The organism is Paenibacillus sp. JGP012 (genome assembly GCF_014203995.1).
Classification (GTDB): Bacteria; Bacillota; Bacilli; order Paenibacillales; family Paenibacillaceae; genus Paenibacillus; species Paenibacillus silvae.
In genome coordinates, this window is sequence record NZ_JACHKG010000032.1 from 1 (window position 1) to 18,220 (window position 18,220).

The 18,220-nt window shown below is 50.9% G+C and carries 15 protein-coding genes and 1 riboswitch; of the genes, 2 read left to right on the plus strand and 13 right to left on the minus strand.

The window, feature by feature from the left end:
* Positions 1-306 precede the first annotated feature (306 nt).
* On the minus strand, positions 307-1,515 hold the full coding sequence (locus tag HNR77_RS25220) for a PQQ-dependent sugar dehydrogenase (RefSeq protein ID WP_184190245.1): 1,209 nt from the start codon (positions 1,513-1,515) through the stop codon (positions 307-309).
* A gap of 360 nt (positions 1,516-1,875) precedes the next feature.
* Here HNR77_RS25220 and HNR77_RS25225 point away from each other — a divergent pair, with 360 nt between their 5' ends.
* Complete coding sequence (locus HNR77_RS25225) at positions 1,876-2,964, plus strand: M24 family metallopeptidase (RefSeq protein ID WP_184190247.1); 1,089 nt, start codon at positions 1,876-1,878, stop codon at positions 2,962-2,964.
* 169 nt (positions 2,965-3,133) lie between these two features.
* Here the strand turns inward: HNR77_RS25225 and HNR77_RS25230 are convergent, their stop codons facing one another.
* The 3 genes from HNR77_RS25230 to HNR77_RS25240 form a co-directional block, all read right to left on the minus strand.
* Entirely contained in the window at positions 3,134-3,487 is a 354-nt protein-coding gene (locus HNR77_RS25230; RefSeq protein ID WP_184190249.1) for a hypothetical protein, read from the minus strand.
* Positions 3,488-3,934: 447 nt separating this feature from the next.
* Complete coding sequence (locus tag HNR77_RS25235; RefSeq protein ID WP_184190251.1) at positions 3,935-4,618, minus strand: queuosine precursor transporter; 684 nt, start codon at positions 4,616-4,618, stop codon at positions 3,935-3,937.
* 287 nt (positions 4,619-4,905) lie between these two features.
* Positions 4,906-6,303, minus strand: coding sequence for an L-cystine transporter (locus tag HNR77_RS25240; RefSeq protein WP_184190253.1), 1,398 nt, complete (start codon positions 6,301-6,303; stop codon positions 4,906-4,908).
* Positions 6,304-6,650: 347 nt separating this feature from the next.
* Here HNR77_RS25240 and HNR77_RS25245 point away from each other — a divergent pair, with 347 nt between their 5' ends.
* Positions 6,651-8,351, plus strand: coding sequence for a methyl-accepting chemotaxis protein (locus tag HNR77_RS25245; protein WP_184190255.1), 1,701 nt, complete (start codon positions 6,651-6,653; stop codon positions 8,349-8,351).
* A gap of 273 nt (positions 8,352-8,624) precedes the next feature.
* On the opposite strand, the gene HNR77_RS25250 is transcribed toward HNR77_RS25245, so the two are convergent.
* The 9 genes from HNR77_RS25250 to cbiB all read right to left on the minus strand — a co-directional run bounded on the left by HNR77_RS25250 (position 8,625) and on the right by cbiB (position 18,215).
* The gene (locus HNR77_RS25250; RefSeq protein ID WP_184190329.1) at positions 8,625-10,199 is read right to left on the minus strand and encodes a cobyric acid synthase; all 1,575 of its coding nucleotides are present in this window, start codon (positions 10,197-10,199) and stop codon (positions 8,625-8,627) included.
* 79 nt (positions 10,200-10,278) lie between these two features.
* Positions 10,279-11,178: an adenosylcobinamide-GDP ribazoletransferase gene (gene cobS / locus HNR77_RS25255; protein ID WP_184190257.1), complete on the minus strand. Its 900-nt coding sequence runs from the start codon at positions 11,176-11,178 to the stop codon at positions 10,279-10,281.
* Positions 11,175-11,735 (minus strand): bifunctional adenosylcobinamide kinase/adenosylcobinamide-phosphate guanylyltransferase, encoded by a 561-nt coding sequence (gene cobU / locus HNR77_RS25260; protein ID WP_184190259.1) that lies wholly within the window; start codon positions 11,733-11,735, stop codon positions 11,175-11,177. Before cobU ends, cobS begins: the two co-directional genes overlap by 4 nt.
* Entirely contained in the window at positions 11,732-12,808 is a 1,077-nt protein-coding gene (cobT, locus tag HNR77_RS25265; protein ID WP_184190262.1) for a nicotinate-nucleotide--dimethylbenzimidazole phosphoribosyltransferase, read from the minus strand. The genes cobU and cobT overlap by 4 nt, the downstream gene beginning before the upstream one ends.
* A gap of 64 nt (positions 12,809-12,872) precedes the next feature.
* Positions 12,873-13,655, minus strand: a complete 783-nt coding sequence (locus tag HNR77_RS25270; RefSeq protein ID WP_184190331.1) for an ABC transporter ATP-binding protein — start codon at positions 13,653-13,655, stop codon at positions 12,873-12,875.
* A 101-nt stretch (positions 13,656-13,756) separates the two neighbouring features.
* A complete protein-coding gene (locus HNR77_RS25275) occupies positions 13,757-14,803 on the minus strand; it encodes a FecCD family ABC transporter permease (protein ID WP_184190264.1) in 1,047 nt (348 codons plus the stop codon).
* Complete coding sequence (locus tag HNR77_RS25280; RefSeq protein ID WP_184190266.1) at positions 14,800-15,792, minus strand: ABC transporter substrate-binding protein; 993 nt, start codon at positions 15,790-15,792, stop codon at positions 14,800-14,802. Before HNR77_RS25280 ends, HNR77_RS25275 begins: the two co-directional genes overlap by 4 nt.
* A gap of 416 nt (positions 15,793-16,208) precedes the next feature.
* Positions 16,209-16,344, minus strand: a riboswitch (cobalamin riboswitch).
* A 177-nt stretch (positions 16,345-16,521) separates the two neighbouring features.
* A complete protein-coding gene (locus HNR77_RS25285; protein WP_184190268.1) occupies positions 16,522-17,244 on the minus strand; it encodes a histidine phosphatase family protein in 723 nt (240 codons plus the stop codon).
* Positions 17,235-18,215 carry an adenosylcobinamide-phosphate synthase CbiB gene (gene cbiB / locus HNR77_RS25290; RefSeq protein ID WP_184190333.1) on the minus strand — a complete coding sequence of 327 codons (981 nt, stop codon included), beginning with the start codon at positions 18,213-18,215 and terminating at the stop codon, positions 17,235-17,237. Before cbiB ends, HNR77_RS25285 begins: the two co-directional genes overlap by 10 nt.
* Positions 18,216-18,220: the final 5 nt, after the last annotated feature.

Here is an 18,220-nt window from a genome sequence, read left to right on the forward strand (position 1 = left end):
AGTACATTGAGTTCTATTACAACCGCAAGCGAATGCATGGCGCGCTAGGTTATCTTTCCCCTGCTCGTTTTGCAATGAAATTTACGGACAAATCCGTAGCGTAGTGTCTACTTTCTTGACATAGGTCCACTGGGAGTCTTATTTACTCGAAATACCACTGAAATCTCCCAATTATGCACCTTTTCAGCAAAATAGCATTCCTGAGAATCGTTACATTTTTCAAACACTCAAAATCCACCAAATAAGCTTCCCTCGAATCGTTAGAATAGCCGCGTCTCTTCATCCGCACTATCCCTCCGTGTCCCCTCACGCTTCTGGAGTAAGTACGATTAATTTGTCATCCCCGTCACGCGGTGTGCCGCGCCCATCGCGATTGTTCGTGAGCACGTACAGCTTGCCGTCTTCACCGGCACTCACATTGCGGATGCGTCCCCATTCCCCTTTGAAAAAAGGAACTACCTGTTCGACCTTTGTACCGTCTTCGGATAATATCACCCGCAGCAGCTGCTCTCCTCTCAGGTTGGCAGCTACCAGCGATCCGGCCCACGGGCCTTCCGTAATATAAGCTACGCCCGAAGGCGCCCAAGTTTCATTGCCACTATGCGCAAGCGGGGCCTGATAGGCGCCGCCACCATCGTCGTCACCCTCCACTTCGGGCCAGCCGTAATTCTCCCCGGCAATAATCCGGTTAATCTCGTCATGATTGCGTTGACCGTGCTCGGTCGCATAGAGATACCCGTTATCCGGGTTCCATGCCAGCCCTTGAGCGTTCCGATGCCCCATACTGTATACAGGTGAATTCGGCCAAGGGTTATCTGAAGGGATCGAGCCATCGAGACCGATACGCAGTATTTTTCCACCAAGACTGTTCTGGTCCTGTGCCAGCTCCGGTTCGTATCGCTCCCCCGTAGTAATGTAAAGCCGTTCATCCGGGCCAATCTTGATACGTCCACCGTTATGATTCACCCCGCCAGGAATGTCAGCAAGCAGCTCGCGGTCAATCACCGCTTTTCCACCATTCACCTTCAAACGCAGCACCCGATTGGCGATATCCTGCCCGTCCAGATAGGAGTGGTACACATACAAATATCCGTTGCTCTCGAAGTTCGGATCAATCTCCAGCCCCAGCAGCCCGCCCTCTCCTTCTTCGTTAAAAGGGGCCTCAAATTCAATCAGCGGTTCAGACTCCAGCTTTCCATCTGTAATGACGCGGATCGTTCCCGGGCGCTCTGTAACAAACATTTGCCCATCTGCAGCTGTTACTATCTCCCAAGGTGCATTCAGCCCCTCCACCAGCACAGACGCCTGATAAGGCACAACGAGGCTGCCTTGCTCTTCACTCTCTCCAGCAGTAGCTCCATGATTACTTCCCTTTGCCGTCTGCCCTTGACCCGTTCCCTCTCCCTGAGAAGACGATTGTGAGCTTGATGCCGGATCACCCGGTGTACAGGACGCGGTCAACAAAGCCATACTAAGTAATGATGCATACAGCGGCACGGTTAATCGATTGTTCATAACAGATTGAATTCTCCTTTCGTTCTGATCTCATTGATATAATATATGTCGGGCCTCTCTCCCACATCGCAGCTCTATCTGGAATCATTATAACGTATCAAAATTGAAAAGGCTTCCATGTCTCCGATGGCTCCATGTGTCTATGTCTTTATTCTTGCTTGATTCTTGCTTGATGCACAACGGCATTCATAAGATAAAACGTTTCGCCCTGTATTACCCTTGCCACTCCTCACTTAAACGATATCAAGCATCCTGCGACCATCTTGTGATTGGGAAATCCATGAATATCTTCTATAATAGAAACAGCACAACGAATCACGAACCTATGCAGCACATATGGAAAGGTGGATACATCCAATCATGAATCAAACTCCCTTATCAAGACTCGAAGCCGATCTGTCCGGGCAGGGGCTGGACGCCATGCTCATTACCGATCCCAAACATATTTATTACTTGACCGGATATGCCAGCAATCCGCATGAACGCTTTATGGGTCTGATGCTGGCGCGTGGCGAAGACCCGCTGTTGATTGTACCCGCACTGGACGCCGACGCCGCGGCAGCCGCTTCTTCCGTATCCAACATTGCGACGCATTCGGACACCGATAATCCTTATGCTTTGTTCGACCGATATCAGGGACGCCTGGGCCGGGTTGGTCTGGAAAAAGAATACGTCACCGTCTCCCGTTATGAGCAATTGACCTCCGCGCTTGGTGGTGCAAGCTTCGAAGATGTCGGTCCTTTGCTGCGCGCGCTGCGTGTCAACAAAACACCGGATGAAGTCGCTCGCATTCGCCACGCGATCTATCTTATTGAAGAAACGCTGCGCCAAGGTCTTACCCATGTGCGTGCAGGGGTAACGGAGATCGAACTGGTGGCCGAGATGGAATATCAGATGAAAAAGCTTGGAGCAGATGGCCCTTCCTTTGACACGATGGTGCTGACCGGGCCCAAAACCGGCCTGCCGCATGGCACGCCTGGTGAACGCAAGCTTCAGCATGGAGACCTGCTGATGTTTGATATGGGTGTGTACGCCGCGGGATATGCATCCGATATTACGCGGACGTTTGCATTTGGAGATATCACGCCAGAGCTGCGCACCATCTATAACACGGTGCTCTCCGCCAATGAAGCCGCTATTCAGGTAGTTAAACCAGGCATTACCTGTGCCTCGGTGGACCATGCTGCCCGCCAGGTTACGATTGCTGCAGGCTACGGCGAGCGCTTTATGCACCGTGTTGGACATGGACTCGGCATTGATGTGCACGAATATCCTTCACTTCACGGCGAGAATACGGACCTGCTTCAGGCTGGAACCGTGTTTACGATTGAGCCGGGAATTTATACGGCAGCAGGCGGCGTGCGGATTGAGGATGATGTGCTCGTAACCGAGACAGGTGTAGAGGTGCTGACGACCTATCCGAAAGAACTGCAAATCCTGACAGACTAGTCTGTATACAGAACGAGCTACGAAATACACAAACGCAAAAAATCCCGCTTTCCATGACCTCATGGTTTGCGGGATTTTAATTATTTTATTTCCTCACTGACAATTAGCCTCTCACAATTAAATTACTTGCCATTAAACGGCTTACCATTAACCTAAAAACGGCTTACCATTAATCCAACTCATGCGTAATATCCTTCCAGGACTCCAGCTGTGGCAGCTGCTGCTTCCCCCAGTAATCCAGAATCCATTGAATGATCACCGTCGGATCTGCCGTAGTATAGCTGTAATGCCGGAAACCGCTCTCTCCTTCCTGCAAACGAATCTCCGCCACCATTTGCCCGGGTTCATCAAGCGCAGCAGCCTGCATATACATACTTCCCTCCACCAGCTCCGAAGGTTCAAGCACCACATAATCCTGCAATTCCAGATTCGTAATTAACTCCACCAATAACGAGGCATTAATGCTATCATTCTCGTAGGTTGTGCCATTGCTTTCCAATGTATAACGCAGTGTTGAGTACATGTATGATTCCCCTTTGCCCTTGGTATGAAGTGATTGCCCACGAATGCTACACGTTCGCTCATAACGACAGGTTGTTTATATTATAACTTTTTCATAAAAATGTAAAAGCATTATTTCTTGTTTCGATAAAATATGATGTCTTTATAAGTTGAACTATTTATTTACACGTGAACGGAGAGGACAAAAAAACCTGAAAAAGCGGAGCGGTCGCCTGAAAGCTTTCTGCAAGAAAGCTGCTTCGGAAGCATACGCTTATCACCGGATTTTCCCCTTTAGAAAAAGGAATCGAAAAAATCTGGGGATAACAGCGATTGGAAGGTTATTCTGTCATCGGAGTGGATGGTGTAAAATCTTTAGTTCAACTTATAATTAAAAAATCCCCTGTACAGTCCAATTTCAAGTGGCTGCACAGAGGGAAATCTCAACATGATCCTTTTTGAATATTAATCAAGCCTCATCTTTAAACTTGAAGCTGCGTGCAGCATACAGAAACGGCGTTCCTACCGCAGTCAGCACAAACTTGATCAGATACGTGGTCAGGAAAATCTCCAGCCACACATCCCATGGATAGATGAAGACAAAGGCAACCGTGCAGAATACGAGTGTATCCACAAAGGAACTGATAATCGAGCTGCCGTTTGTGCGAATCCACAGCTGATTGCGTCCGGGCGCAACTTTGCGCAGCCAGCTGAACAGACGTACATCCAGAAACTGACTGATGAAATACGCAGACAAACTGCCGAGTGCCAATCGTGGCAGCAGACCAAACAATTTTTCCATGGATTCCTGAGCAAAGTCCGTCGGTGCCGGATCAAAGAACAATACCATCTGCATGAGAACCGTTGTCATGATCAGCGTGAAAAATCCAAACCACACCGCTTTCCGCGCTTCACCCGATCCATATTTCTCATTCAGCAGGTCACTCGTCAGATACATACTGACATACATCGTGTTGCCCAGCGTCAGCACTATGCCCATAATATCTATCGTTTTGGTCACCTGAATGTTGGCGATGACGGTTGCTACACCAATCCAGGCATACAGACCTTTTTTGCCGAACAAGCGGTAACACAAGAGGAAAAATCCATACGTCACGAGAACGAATACCGCTCCCCATCCTAAATTAAACATGAATACATACACTGCCTTCCTAGTTTTGATTACGCGGGATGGTTACGAACCGCGGCTTGGCGCAGGGCCAAAACATGAATACTCTATCACATCTCCTCCCCCTTGTCTATTGAAAAAAAGACTCCCGCCCTCGTGCCTGACCGCACGCTCCGGCGTAATTACACACGCAAGAGCCGCCCTTCGAAGTTCTCCGAAGGGCGGCTCAGCGCCATCTATTGCAGAACGCTCACCTTGCCGAGCATCTGCTTATCTCTTGCAAGAGCTGCGGCGCAAGGCCCCGCCCCAGCTTACGCGTGAGCCGCAGAATCCAGCTCACGGCTCTGATCGTTAAACGTATCCCGATCGTTTTCCTTCAAAATCTTGCTCGTCAGCAGTCCGGATGTCATCGACCCGTTCACGTTAAGCGCTGTACGACCCATGTCGATAAGCGGCTCCACGGAAATGAGCAGTCCAACCAGAGCCACAGGCAGATTCATGGTGGACAATACGATCAGGGAGGCGAAGGTTGCCCCGCCGCCGACGCCAGCTACACCAAACGAACTGATCATCACGACGAGGATCAACGTTACAATAAAGTCCCAGCTCAGCGGGTCGATACCGACCGTCGGAGCAATCATTACCGCCAGCATGGCCGGATATACCCCGGCGCAGCCGTTTTGCCCAATCGTAGCCCCAAAGCTTGCAGACAGGTTCGCAATGCCGTCCGATACGCCGAGTTTCTTCGTCTGTGTCTCCACATTCAGTGGAATGGCCGCAGCACTTGAACGGGACGTAAAGGCAAATACCAGCGTTGGCAGCACCTTCTTCACATACGTAATCGGGTTGAAGCCGGACAAAGTGAGGATAATAAGGTGAATAATAAACATAATTGCCAGCGCGACATAAGACGCTATCACGAATTTGATGAGCTTTAATATCTCTTCCGCATTGGTTGTCGCCGTTACCTTGGTAATCAGTGCTAAAATCCCGTAAGGCGTAAGCCTCAGCACCAGCGTAACAATCCGCATCACAACCGCATAAACGGCATTGACCATGCCGCGGAACGTTTCTGCCTGCTGTGGTTTTTTACGATCCAGTCCCAGCACCGCTACTCCGATAAAGGCTGAGAAAATAACAACCGCAAGGGTCGATGTACGGCGTTCACCTGTCATATCCGCAAATGGATTGGAAGGGATGAACTCCAGCACCTGCTGTGGAATCGTCTGATCCTTCACATCAGCCAGACGCTCCTCCACCTTTTGAATCTGTGCAGTCTCCCGATCTCCCCCTTGAATCTCAATGGAAGTCAGGTTGAAGCCCAGACTGGTTACAATGCTGACCCCGGCAGCAATAGCTGTTGTAATCAACAGGATTGCAATAATCGAAACACTCATTTTACCGAGGTTCTGCTTGCCCTTCAGATTCATGATCGCCGAAATAATCGACACCATGATGAGCGGAATCACGACCATTTGCAGCAAACGAACATATCCTGAGCCGACCAGATTAAACCAATCGACTGATTTCGCTATGACATCCGAACCTGATGTATAGATCAATTGCAGAATTACACCGTACACAACGCCCATACCAAGCCCCGCAAATACACGCTTCGTAAAGGAGATGTGTTTCTTCTGCATCCAGTAGAGCACACCCAGCAGTGCCAGCATAACTACTACATTCACAATCATTAGAAATGTATTCATTACCTCATATCCTCCTCAGACATGTTTAACCGGTGATCAAACCGATTTCTCTATTTATATATTTCCCACAAAAGGGACAATGAACAATATAACATATATCAAACTATTCTGGTAGGTATTAATTGATATTATGTAATATTCGTGTAATGGATGCACGTTTCATGAAAATAATTGCAGTTTTATGAAAAAAGTTGTATTCAACCCGCGGTTAATTTTGTAAAATAGGTATATCCGCTTATTCCCAAGTTTTATAAACATGAAAACTAGGTCTTTGTTCGTTGGTAAAAAGGCCATACGATAAAAGAAAAGGGATAATGTTAACGAATATGACGTGAAAGGATGATTGTATGTTTCGCAAACGAACCGTTGCCGGCAAGATCAGGGGTACACTGTTCCTTGTGCTGCTGGTTGCCTCCCTGTTGTTCAGTATCAGTTTCTATGCCGTATCAATGAATATTATTCAAAGCTATGTGCTACCACAATTCGATAAAGTCCTGAGCACATCCATTCAGGATATATACAAAAACACATCTGCATCCAAAATTTTGCAGGTGCAAAGTGGCGGAGCAGGCGCCGAAGGTGCTGCCATGACGTTAGAATCCTCCCTGTCCGAAGAAGCCAAAGAACACAGCCTCGATGCTGTCTACGTTGTCGCCCTTCAGGATGATCAGGCCAGCGTCGTTGTTGCTAGCACTAACTCAGGCATGAAGGCCGGAGATGTCGTAGACATCAACCCAGCAATGACAGAGGCAGGTGAGAAGAAACAAGCTGCGATCAGTTCCGTTTATGCAGATGCCTATGGTGTACATAAAGCTGTATTTATCCCGATTTCAGGAAGTAATATGCTCATGGCCGTCAGCATGGATGCCAAGTTTATTCAGGATAAAATTGCCCAGATCTTCTGGCTGTGCCTGGGTATCACTGCTTTGGTATTTGTACTTGGCTGGCTCATCTCTGCCAGTATGGTCAAAAGAGTCACCAGACCAATCAGCACGCTTGTTGAGCACAGCAAGCGAATCTCTCAAGGTGATCTGACCACGGAGCTCAAGATGAAGGGCAAGGACGAAATTGCCCAGCTGGCCGCAAGCTTCCAGACCATGACGCATAATCTCAAAGAAATGATCAGCCAAGCGCTGTCTACCTCCAACGAAGTGGTGGTTGGCTCCAATGACCTGCTGCAGCGGGTGGAATCCATGTCCGGCATGGTACAGAACTCCAGCCAGGCCGCAGAAGAAGCCGGAAAGGGCAGCGTCAGCATTGCTTCCAGTGCATCCGAGAATGCAAGAGCCATGGAAGAGATCACGCAGGGCATTATGCATATCGCTTCGTCTGCATCAGAAGTCTCGGATCAGATTAGCGAAGCCGCAACAGAAGCAACAAACGGCAATCAGCTTGCACAGAACGCAGTTGAACAGATGGAGCGCGTTGGCGCAACGGCCAGCGAATCGTTGCGTTACATTGAAACGATGAATGAACGTTCTGTAGCGATCGGTACAATCGTCAATTCCATCTTTGAAATTACAAAACAAATTAACATGCTGTCGCTCAATGCCTCCATTGAAGCTGCACGTGCCGGTGAACACGGACGCGGGTTCGCTGTCGTCGCCGGAGAAGTCCGCAAGCTGGCAGAACAATCCAAGACGGCAACAGAGGAAATCGCTGATTACCTCGGCACCATTCGCGAAGACGCCGAGCGCTCCGTAAGTGCAATGAACCGTGTAACACAGGAGATTGGTTCTGGAACCGAGGTTGTGCAGAAGGCTGGTTCGGCGTTCCAGCAGCTGAATGAACTCATTCAAAATGTTAATCTCACCATTCAGACGGTATCCTCATCTACACAGCAGGTGTCTGCAGGTGCAGAAGAGGTCAGCGCTTCGGTGGAAGAAACAGCACAGATTACATCCAGATCACGTGAGAGCATGCAGCAGATTGCTGCTACGGCTGAACTGCAGCTGAACGAGATGGATTCTCATTCCAATACGGTTCGCCACCTGCATGAGCTGGCTGTCGAACTGCAAACGGCAATGAAGAAGTTCACGATTAACTAGAGGATGCGCTTGTTGCTCCAATCTCAACCGAAACATACGAGAACCGGGCACGAACAAATATCTATAACCTTGCTTCCAAAGATTTAAACAAGAGAACATGATCGAATGATAAAGAACACCCCCATGTAGCAGCAGCTTCGTTCATACCGAACGGGCTGCCCTCCCTTGGGGGTGTTCTTTGGATTAGATTCGATATATGTTGAACATACAATGATGATTAGATGAATTAGATGATTATTCCTAATAGAAGTCAGCTTATAGAAGACCTCATATTTATTCTCCCTGCATTACGCCCATAATCTCGTATACTCGCTTCATATCCAGTGACGAGCGCAAAGAATCAGCCACCCGATCAAATTCCATCTCCTTACGCTCATGAGCGCTGTACGTTTCCTCCAGCGGTGCAAGTCCCTTCTTTTCTCGCAGACCGTTCAGCCAGGAGCGCCGGAATAGATCGCTTTCGAACAAACCGTGTAAATACGTGCCCCATACGCTTCCATCGGAAGTGCCCCATCCCTCCAGAAAGGACTCTCCTCCTGCATGAGCAATCTCAAACAGCGCAGTCACCTGCTCTGGCTCATGGCACTCGGTGACACCCATATGGATTTCATATCCGTTTACAGGTACAGAAGCTGTGCTTGTGTGTGCTTCCTGGTCTGCGTTTATGTCTGAATTCGTCATGCCACTAAGACGGAACGGATGAAACGGCTGTACCTTGCCCGATGCCCGCACCGTCTGTTTGTGCTGAAAAAATGTCGTGGACAGCGGTAACAATCCGATGCCCTCGGCTTCCTGAATCTGGTTGGCCTCCACTGCAAACGGGTCCTTCAGGTGACGTCCCAGCATCTGATATCCGCCGCATATGCCGACCAATTGCACTGCCTTTTGTTCTACATCGTTCAGGATTGCCCGCTCCAGACCCGACTCCCGTAGAAAAATCAAATCACCGATTGTATCCTTTGTACCTGGCAAAATAATTGCATCCGGTCTGCCCAGTTCTTCTGGAGAGGTCACATAACGCACATTCACATCCGGTTCGCGAAGCAACGCATCGAAGTCCGTAAAGTTAGAAATGCGCGGATATCGGATAATAGCAATATCCAGCTCCGTTTGCCCGCTTTTTCCATAACGCAGGGAATCCAGCACCACCGAATCCTCTGCTTCAATCTGTATATCTCTTATGTATGGCAGCACACCCAGGACAGGAATGCCTGTACGTTCCTCAAGCCAGTCCAGACCGGGCTGCAGCAAGGAAAGATCTCCTCTGAACTTGTTGATAATGAAGCCTTTGACACGGGCTGCCTCATGGGGCTCCAGCAGTTCAAGCGTACCGACAATCGATGCAAATACACCACCGCGATCAATATCGGAGATCAGAATCACCGGTGCATCCGCCCATCCGGCCAGGTTCATGTTCACGATATCCCGATCCTTTAGATTAATCTCAGCCGGGCTGCCCGCTCCCTCCATTAAAACGATATCGTAGGCATTCCGAAGTCGGTTCAAGGCATCCATTACGGTCTGCCTGGCTTCTGGAAGAAAATGCTGACGGTAATCCGACGCACTCATCTGGGCAAAAGGAACACCATGAACCACAATCTGTGAATGCATATCCCGCACAGGTTTGATCAGAATTGGATTCATATCGGTTGTAGCCTCGATTCCACAGGCTTCAGCCTGTGCCCCCTGCGCTCGTCCAATCTCCTTGCCATCTGCTGTGACGTAGGAATTCAGCGCCATATTCTGTGATTTGAACGGAGCTGGCCTGAAGCCGTCCTGCTTGAAAATCCGGCATAGCGCCGTAGTAATGACGCTTTTCCCTACATCCGAAGCCGTTCCCTGCAGCATCAGTACGGCCGCCGGTTGTTTTGGTTTCTCTCGCACGCTGCTCCCCCCCTGTCTGCATCTGCTTTCTTTACAACGATCGTTACAGCCAAAATAGTCCTTGAAGCACGCTTAACACCGTCAGCAAAGCGGCTTCCAGAAGTTCATTCATGGCACCGTATGTATCCCCGGTAAGCCCTCCAAGTCGTGTACTGATCCGGGAAGCCACCAAGCGGCCAATATAATAACAAGCGACAGGCAGGACAATAACAGCCGATACAGGATACAGCCACCACGGTAAGGTTCCAAACCCGCTGACCATTACATCCGCAACCGCTGTATCCGGTTTAAACAGCCCTACCGCAGCCAGCGTGACTACTCCTGCAATCAGCGTAAGCATGAGAGCGGCACGACGTGATCGCTGGACCTCCCTGCGCTCACCAAGCCCTTTGAATAATACAGCGAGCCCGTCATCTCCGCGTGCATTAGGCCAGGCCGACATCGCGTACACCATGAACCAGCGGCTCCAGATCATGGGCAGAATCAGCAAAGCGCCGTACACCCAGCTGCCGCTGGCAATAAAGTCCGCGATCAGAGCAGCCTTCATCATAAGCAGCAGCACGCAGGCTATAACCCCCATCGCTCCTACCCGGCTGTCCTTCATAATCTCCAGCATACGTTCACGGCTGCGGTAACTGAGCAGTCCATCCGCCGTATCCATCCATCCGTCGAGATGAAGCCCTCCGGTCAGCCACACCCATAACGTCAAGGTCAGAACCGCTGCCGGAAAAGCAGGCAGAAGTTGACCGCTCAGTGCGCCAACAAGCCAGACACATAGACCGATTGCCGCACCGACAAGCGGATAATACACTACACTTTCACGCAGCAGTGGCGGCACAAAATCAAGCTGCATTTTCACAGGAAAACGGGACAAAAATTGAAATGCGGCCGCAGCCGCATATTTCCGCTGCGGAACGGCTGAACCGGATGCACCCTGCTTCATAAACGATACTCCTTGCTTTTTAATTCAATCGCGATGCCCACGGTGACGAGAAATACTTCACCGCAGATCGCTGCGATACGCTGATTGAGCACCCCCGCCAGATCACGATAAATGCGGCCCAGCTTGTACTCAGGCACGATTCCATCGCCTACTTCATTTGTAACAAGCACAAGCAGACCCGGATAGGTTCGAATCGCTTCCACCAGCGCATCCAGCTGTCCCTGAAGTACATGGCTCTCGTCCTGTTCATGCGCTAACAGCACATTGGTCAGCCAAAGAGTCAAGCAATCGACCAGAATTGTCGGTGCAGAAGTACCCGTATGACCTTCGCCCATGCGTTTTATCAGCGCGGGCAAAGCCAGTGGTTCCTCCATCGTTCGCCAGAGGTAACCCGAGTCCTCGCGCTGCTTCTGATGCATCGCAATGCGTTCACGCATCTCGTCATCATATGCCTGGGCTGTCGCCACATACCACGCCTCCGAGGAACGCTGCATACAGAGACGCTCGGCGAACGAGCTTTTACCGCTGCGTGCCCCGCCTGTGACCAGTACACTCATCGGGAGCCATCTCCTGATCCATCGGACACACCAGCACTTGTGAAGGTTGCCATCTCATTCAGAATGAGGCATGCCGCATCAATCAGATGCAGACTAAGCACCCCGCCCGTTCCCTCACCGAGACGCATATCCAGATCAAGCATCGCCTTCAGTTCAAGCTCACGCAGCAGCGCTGCATGTGCATTCTCATTGGAGGTATGCGAAGCGATCATATAGGCTGTACTCAGAGGAGCCAGGTGTCTCGCAACCAGCGCAGCAACTGTGGAGATAAATCCGTCTATAACGACAGGACAGCGATGAGCTGCAGCAGCAAGGATAACCCCGGTGAGTCCGGCAATCTCCAGCCCGCCCACCTTGCTTAACACATCAAGCGCATCGTCCGGGTCAGGTTGGTTCACACTCAGCGCCTGGCTGACAACAGCCGCTTTACGCTGCAGACCCGCATCGTCCAGCCCCGTTCCGCGTCCAACCGCAGCAGCAGGTGCTATGCCGGTGAGTGCACTCATCACCGCAGCACTTGCCGTGGTATTCCCGATCCCCATCTCTCCAGTGACAAACAGCTGTGTACCTTTTGCCACTTCTTCGGCGACCACCTCCACACCTGTCAAGATGGCCTGAATCGCCTCATCACGAGTCATCGCCGCCCCTTGGGCCATGTTGGCTGTACCTTTACGAACGTTGCGGGAGAACAGATCTGCATGCTGCAGATCAGCATTTACACCGATATCAACACAGATGACCTCTGCTCTCGCCTGACGGGCCAGCACATTCACAGCAGCACCGCCAGCAAGGAAATTCATCACCATCTGCGGTGTTACCTCCGCTGGAAAAGCACTAATGCCTTCTGCGACCACACCGTGATCCGAAGCCATCACAATCACCGCTCTGCGATCAAACCGTGGGCGAGCTTTCCCCGTCATACCTGCAAGACGAATCACCAGCTCTTCCAATTTCCCGAGACTTCCGGGCGGTTTCGTGAGTACATCCACATGAGCAGATGTTTCCGCAGCCACGTTCCGGTCAGGAGCCACAATTTTTGTCAGCCATTGTTCCAATATCTGTTCATTCTTCATCCAACCAGCACTTCCTTCATCAAAATAGGGGGTTCTCCCGCTTCATTAAAACCAATACCCGCATTTATTTCTTGTCCCGACGCAGCAGCAATTGAGGCACGGCATGATTCGGATGGGACACCATCACAGGTTCAACGCGAAAAACGTCCCGAATCTGCTCTTCCGTCATCAGGCTGTGAGGTGTGCCCTTCCCGACCATTGCACCTTCCCTCAGTGCCAGAATCCGATCACAAAACAATGCAGCCAGATTCAAATCATGCAGCACAGCCACAATGGTAATGTTGTTTTTCTGCCGCCATGCAGCCAGCAGCTCCATGAATTGCATCTGATATTTAATATCCAGAAACGTCGTTGGTTCGTCCAGCAGCAGCAGGCGCGGCTCCTGTGCCATCACTTTGGCGAGTGCCACCCGCTGCCGCTGTCCACCGCTCAGCGTATCCAGCGGCCGCTCTGCAAGCTCCGTCAGTCCCAGCTCTTCCAGCACACTGTCGACCACCCGGGCCCCGTCTGCTGTTTCTCTGCCCAGCCAGTTCTGGTACGGATATCGACCCATTTCCACGACATCGCGTACAGGATAGGAGATCGCCGGCAGACCATCCTGCTGCAAAACGGCAATCATACGTGACAGATCCTTGCGGCTGTAAGAGCCGATATCGCGACCATCTATCGTAATCTGACCTGTACTTAGTTCTTCCGTTCCAGCTATAAGCTGCAGCAGGGTTGACTTCCCGCTTCCATTCGCCCCAACGACGCCCCACCATTCTCCTTCCGCAATCTGCCAGTTTATATCTTGTAATGCATGATGGTCTCCATATGATTTGCCTGCCCCTGCAAGAGACACCAGCATCTTGCTTGAACTCGCTCCGGAAGAACCGTTGGATTGTGCGTCCACTGGCCGTCCAGTGCCCTGTTTCCCATGCTGCCTCATCCTTTGTTTCATCTGCTTCTTCACGGCATCATCCCCTTCTGCAGCTTTTTGTTCCGATGCAGCAAGTAGGCAAAGAACGGCGCCCCGACAAATGCCGTGACAACGCCGAGCGGAATTTCCGTCGGAGCCAGCAGGGAGCGGGCAATCGTATCTGCCCACACCATAAAGATCGCCCCACCAATAGCAGACAGAGGTACCAGCAGTCGATAATCCGGCCCTACCAGCAGCCGCAGCATGTGCGGGATAACCAATCCGACAAAGCCGATTACACCCGACACAGAGACAGCCGCGGCCGTAAGAAGCGTGCCCGCGGCGAGCACGGACAGCTTGAGTCTGTCCACGCCAACACCGATATGTGCAGCCTGACGTTCACCGAGTGCCAGCACGTTCAGTGAACGCGCCCGGCTCCACAGAAAGACCAGCCCAAGCAGGAAATACGGGAAAAGGATGGCCGTATACGACCACCCGCGCAAAGCCAGACTTCCCATCGTCCAGTATATAATTTCATTAATCGTTTGCTTGGACATGGTCGACAGGAACGAAACGACCGCAGCCAGAAAGCTTTGCATAACGACGCCTGCCAGAATCAGGCTGTGCGTAGGAATTTTACGCCCTTCACGAGCCAAAGCCATGACAAACCACAGGGTAATGACCCCGGTCAAAAAGGCAACCAGCGGCAGCGTCCAGATTCCGATCAAGGCATACTGCAGGCCGAAGAAGATCAGAAATGCTGCCCCTACCGAGGCTCCTGATGATACTCCGAGTGTAAACGGATCGGCCAGCGGATTGCGCAGCACACCTTGAAAGCCCGCTCCCGCAATGGCAAGTGAAGCTCCAACCAGCATCGCAAGCAATACACGCGGGAAACGAACCTTCCATATAATCTGTTCGGACGCCTTGCCCCAATCCGGTGTAACCCAGTCGCCGATCCACGGCATCTTATGAATAAGAATGCCCGCGATGTCCCCGATTGGCAGTGCCACTGAACCAATGCCTGTGCAGATGAGCACGGTAAAAACCAGCAGCGCCATGCCCATCGTTCCAAACAGCATCAGCTTCCTGCTCATTTGAACAGGTCAGGATAGATTGCTTTGGCTACTTCTTTCAACCCTTGGGTTACACGAGGTCCCGGACGGCTTAGCAAGTTAGCATCCAGACCAATCACCGCATTATTCTTCACTGCTGTAATTTGATCCCAGCCGCTACGTGCCTTGATGATCTGATCGAGCGTTTTGGAGTCCTCCACTACATCATTGGCATACAAAATAACATCCGGGTTGGAGGCAATAACATTCTCCTCATTAATCTGATACCAGCCCTCTTTGTCTGCAGCAATATTGGTGCCGCCTGCAACCGTGATCAGCTCATCCATGAACTCACCTTTACCTACGCTCCAGCCTGGAGAGAACTCAATATATACTTTCTTCTTGTCCTCCGGTTTTACAGCTTGTACCGCTTCGGTCACATCAGTTACATCCTGCTTCATCTGTGCAATCAATTTCTGCGCCTGCTCCTGATGATCAGTAATTTTACCGAAGGTTTCGATATTGTTCATCACATCGTCGATGGATTTAGGGTCGGTTTTGAAAATGGTGATACCCATATCACGCAGCTTTTTCACTGCATCCTCGCTTAATGAAATGCCTCCGAATACGATATCAGCATCGGCTGCAATAACGGACTCTTCATTCGGCTTGTTGATGCCGCCCATTTTGGCTTTAGTTTTGGCCGCTTCCGGATAATCGTCATAATCGGACACACCAATAATCTCATTGTCCAACCCAAGGGCAAACAGAGACTCTGTCTCGGCAGGAGATACGGATACAATTTTGGTTGGTGCTTTTTCGAACGTGAATGATTCACCTGTCGCATCTGTAACGGTAAGTGGATATTGGGTTTTCAGATCCGTTTGTGTTTGTTCCTGAGTTTGCTCCTGTGCAGGCTGTTGCGAACTACCTGCTCCTTCTTTCGTTGTTGCATTGCCGCATCCAGCCAGCGCCAGTGCCAGCATCGCTGCACTCAGCAGAGATGATAGTGCTTTCCAGTTCTTAATCATTGATTTAAACTCCCCTTCTCTATCTGTACTATTGTTGTTGCATATTACCTCACTCTTAATGCTCTGCCCCATCTTGGTGTTCCGATGAAACGAAAATGAAGATGTGTACACGTTTAACGGAGAGTGCAGAACCAATTTGGAGAAACGAAGTGTTCGCCTTTATCACCGGATTTTCCCCTCAAATTAAAGGAATCCAAAAAATCCGGGGATAACAGCGATCGGAAAATGGTACTGCAATCGGAGTGGCTCGTGTAACATAATATTTTTGAACACACCGTGTACAACAAGAAAAATCCCCGATCCTCTTACAAAGGATCAGGGAGAACGTCTCGCTTACGGCAATCTGTACATGTGCAGCACTAGGCTGTCCATGCGCATAGAATGGCCCGAAACGTTGTCCTTTCCTCGAAGGAACAGCGGCTTGTACGTCCAGGGCTGGTAACCTGACTTACAGGAATACTCCTGTTTCACAGTGGCGGGACCGTGCCGGATTTGCACCAGCTTCCCCATTTTACCCTTATGCAGATCATGACCTTGTGTTTCCTTATCATGAATAACCTCTCCACACACGGGACCCTTGGTCGTTAATAATGAATTAAAACCAATCTAACACAGCTGTATTATTCGGTACAGAACACGTCAGCTCAGGCAGCACATCTCATCTCACCCCATACAACCTGTCCATACCGAGCATACTTCTGTTGTGATTATAGGGTATATTGCTTAACCTTACAACCCGATTGGCGGAAAAGACCCCCTCCGGCCCAGCCATCTCCCGCCCTGCTTTTGCAGATGAACCTGAATGGCTTGACCGGGGATTACGTGAGTATCCCAGAAGCCAACGCCGTCAAGAAGTCGGGAAAGCATATAACGAATGACCCCGCCATGTGTCACAATGAGTATTCTTTGTTCAGTCCTCGGGGCTGGCTTGTAGATCTCTCCCGCAGGCGATACGGTTTCATCCAACCATAAGTGCTCGTCCAGAAATGAATCCATGCGCTCGACAAAAGACGACCACGCTTCACCCCCAGGTGGTGTAACGTCCTGCGGATGATCAATCCAGCTTCGGTAGATCGGATTATGCTTCAATCGCTCATAGGTCAGACCTTCCCACTCTCCAAAATCATTCTCGCGCAGGCGCCGGTCCAGCGTCGCCTCCGCAGCTGCCTGCGGCGCAATATGCGCAAGCGTCTGGCGACAGCGAAGCAGGTCGCTGCAATATACAGCGTCCCATGCGAGATCGCGGCATTGCTCGCGCAGCATAGCCAGCTCTTCATTTGCATCAGGCAGCAGAGCGATGTCGGTATGCCCCAAATATTTTTTTTCCACATTCCAGGACGTCGTCCCATGACGGATCAGCACAATGCTACGCTGCGGGCCAAGCTGCTCTGATTCACCCACTAGTGCTGCACTACGTTCTGCTTGATGCCGCCGCCCTCTCTTTATTGCCATAACAGCGTGCCTCCCGTCAGCCGTACAACAAGCACGGTCAAGAAACACAGGACAACAAAAGCACCCGCCGACCAGAACATCAGCCGTGTCGTTCGCACAATATCTTCTGCCTCCATTGGCCGCGTTGGTTCACCCATATACGCACGAAACGAGGAAACGCCGTGATACACATTATGTCCGCCCAGCCGAATGCCCAGCGCACCAGCAACGGCCGATTCCGGGAAACCGCTGTTCGGGCTTGGATGCAGTCTTGCATCCCGGGTAACCATACGCGCTGCGCCTTTGGCGTCCAGCTTCATGACCCATGCTCCCGTAATTAACAGCATCGCCGTCAGACGGGCAGGAATCCAGTTCGCCCAATCGTCCAGACGGGCCGAAGCCCAGCCGAGATGCAGATATTTGTCATTTTTATAACCAACCATAGAGTCCAGTGTGTTGACAGCACGGTACGCCATAGCCAGCGGAGCACCGCCAATAAGTGCATAGAACAGAGGTGATACGATGGCATCCACGATATTTTCCGCGACCGTCTCCACCGTTCCCCGAACGACCTCAGGCTCGTCCAGATGTGCTGTATCACGTCCCACGATCATGCCGAGTGCACGCCTCGCTGCAACAAAGTCCTGCTGTTTCAGATGACGGTATACTTCCATGCCTGCATCACGCAGTCCTTTGGAAGCAATGGTAGTGGCAATAAGAATGACTTCGGCTATGCCGGATACGATCGGATGGATCAAGCCCAGCAGGAGAAGCACACCCCACGTGACAGCAAAAGAACCCCCTGCAATCAGGAGCGGAAATAACAGACCAGCTCTTGTCAAACCTTCATTCGTCTTCACGCGTGCTCGAATTATACGCTCCAGCGCCGAGATCGCTTTCCCCATGCCGATCACCGGATGAGGAATCCAGCGCGGGTCTCCGATGCACCGGTCCAATATGTACGCAAGCATAATGATCCAGGCTCCTGCCATGCCTG

Coding starts and splice junctions, on each gene's coding strand:
- HNR77_RS25220 (WP_184190245.1), bottom strand. CDS start 1,515: ATGAACAATCGATTAACCGTGCCGCTGTATGCATCATTACTTAGTATG.
- HNR77_RS25225 (WP_184190247.1), top strand. CDS start 1,876: ATGAATCAAACTCCCTTATCAAGACTCGAAGCCGATCTGTCCGGGCAG.
- HNR77_RS25230 (WP_184190249.1), bottom strand. CDS start 3,487: ATGTACTCAACACTGCGTTATACATTGGAAAGCAATGGCACAACCTAC.
- HNR77_RS25235 (WP_184190251.1), bottom strand. CDS start 4,618: ATGTTTAATTTAGGATGGGGAGCGGTATTCGTTCTCGTGACGTATGGA.
- HNR77_RS25240 (WP_184190253.1), bottom strand. CDS start 6,303: ATGAATACATTTCTAATGATTGTGAATGTAGTAGTTATGCTGGCACTG.
- HNR77_RS25245 (WP_184190255.1), top strand. CDS start 6,651: ATGTTTCGCAAACGAACCGTTGCCGGCAAGATCAGGGGTACACTGTTC.
- HNR77_RS25250 (WP_184190329.1), bottom strand. CDS start 10,199: ATGCTGCAGGGAACGGCTTCGGATGTAGGGAAAAGCGTCATTACTACG.
- cobS (WP_184190257.1), bottom strand. CDS start 11,178: ATGAAGCAGGGTGCATCCGGTTCAGCCGTTCCGCAGCGGAAATATGCG.
- cobU (WP_184190259.1), bottom strand. CDS start 11,735: ATGAGTGTACTGGTCACAGGCGGGGCACGCAGCGGTAAAAGCTCGTTC.
- cobT (WP_184190262.1), bottom strand. CDS start 12,808: ATGAAGAATGAACAGATATTGGAACAATGGCTGACAAAAATTGTGGCT.
- HNR77_RS25270 (WP_184190331.1), bottom strand. CDS start 13,655: ATGCTGGTGTCTCTTGCAGGGGCAGGCAAATCATATGGAGACCATCAT.
- HNR77_RS25275 (WP_184190264.1), bottom strand. CDS start 14,803: ATGAGCAGGAAGCTGATGCTGTTTGGAACGATGGGCATGGCGCTGCTG.
- HNR77_RS25280 (WP_184190266.1), bottom strand. CDS start 15,792: ATGATTAAGAACTGGAAAGCACTATCATCTCTGCTGAGTGCAGCGATG.
- HNR77_RS25285 (WP_184190268.1), bottom strand. CDS start 17,244: ATGGCAATAAAGAGAGGGCGGCGGCATCAAGCAGAACGTAGTGCAGCA.
- cbiB (WP_184190333.1), bottom strand. CDS start 18,215: ATGGCAGGAGCCTGGATCATTATGCTTGCGTACATATTGGACCGGTGC.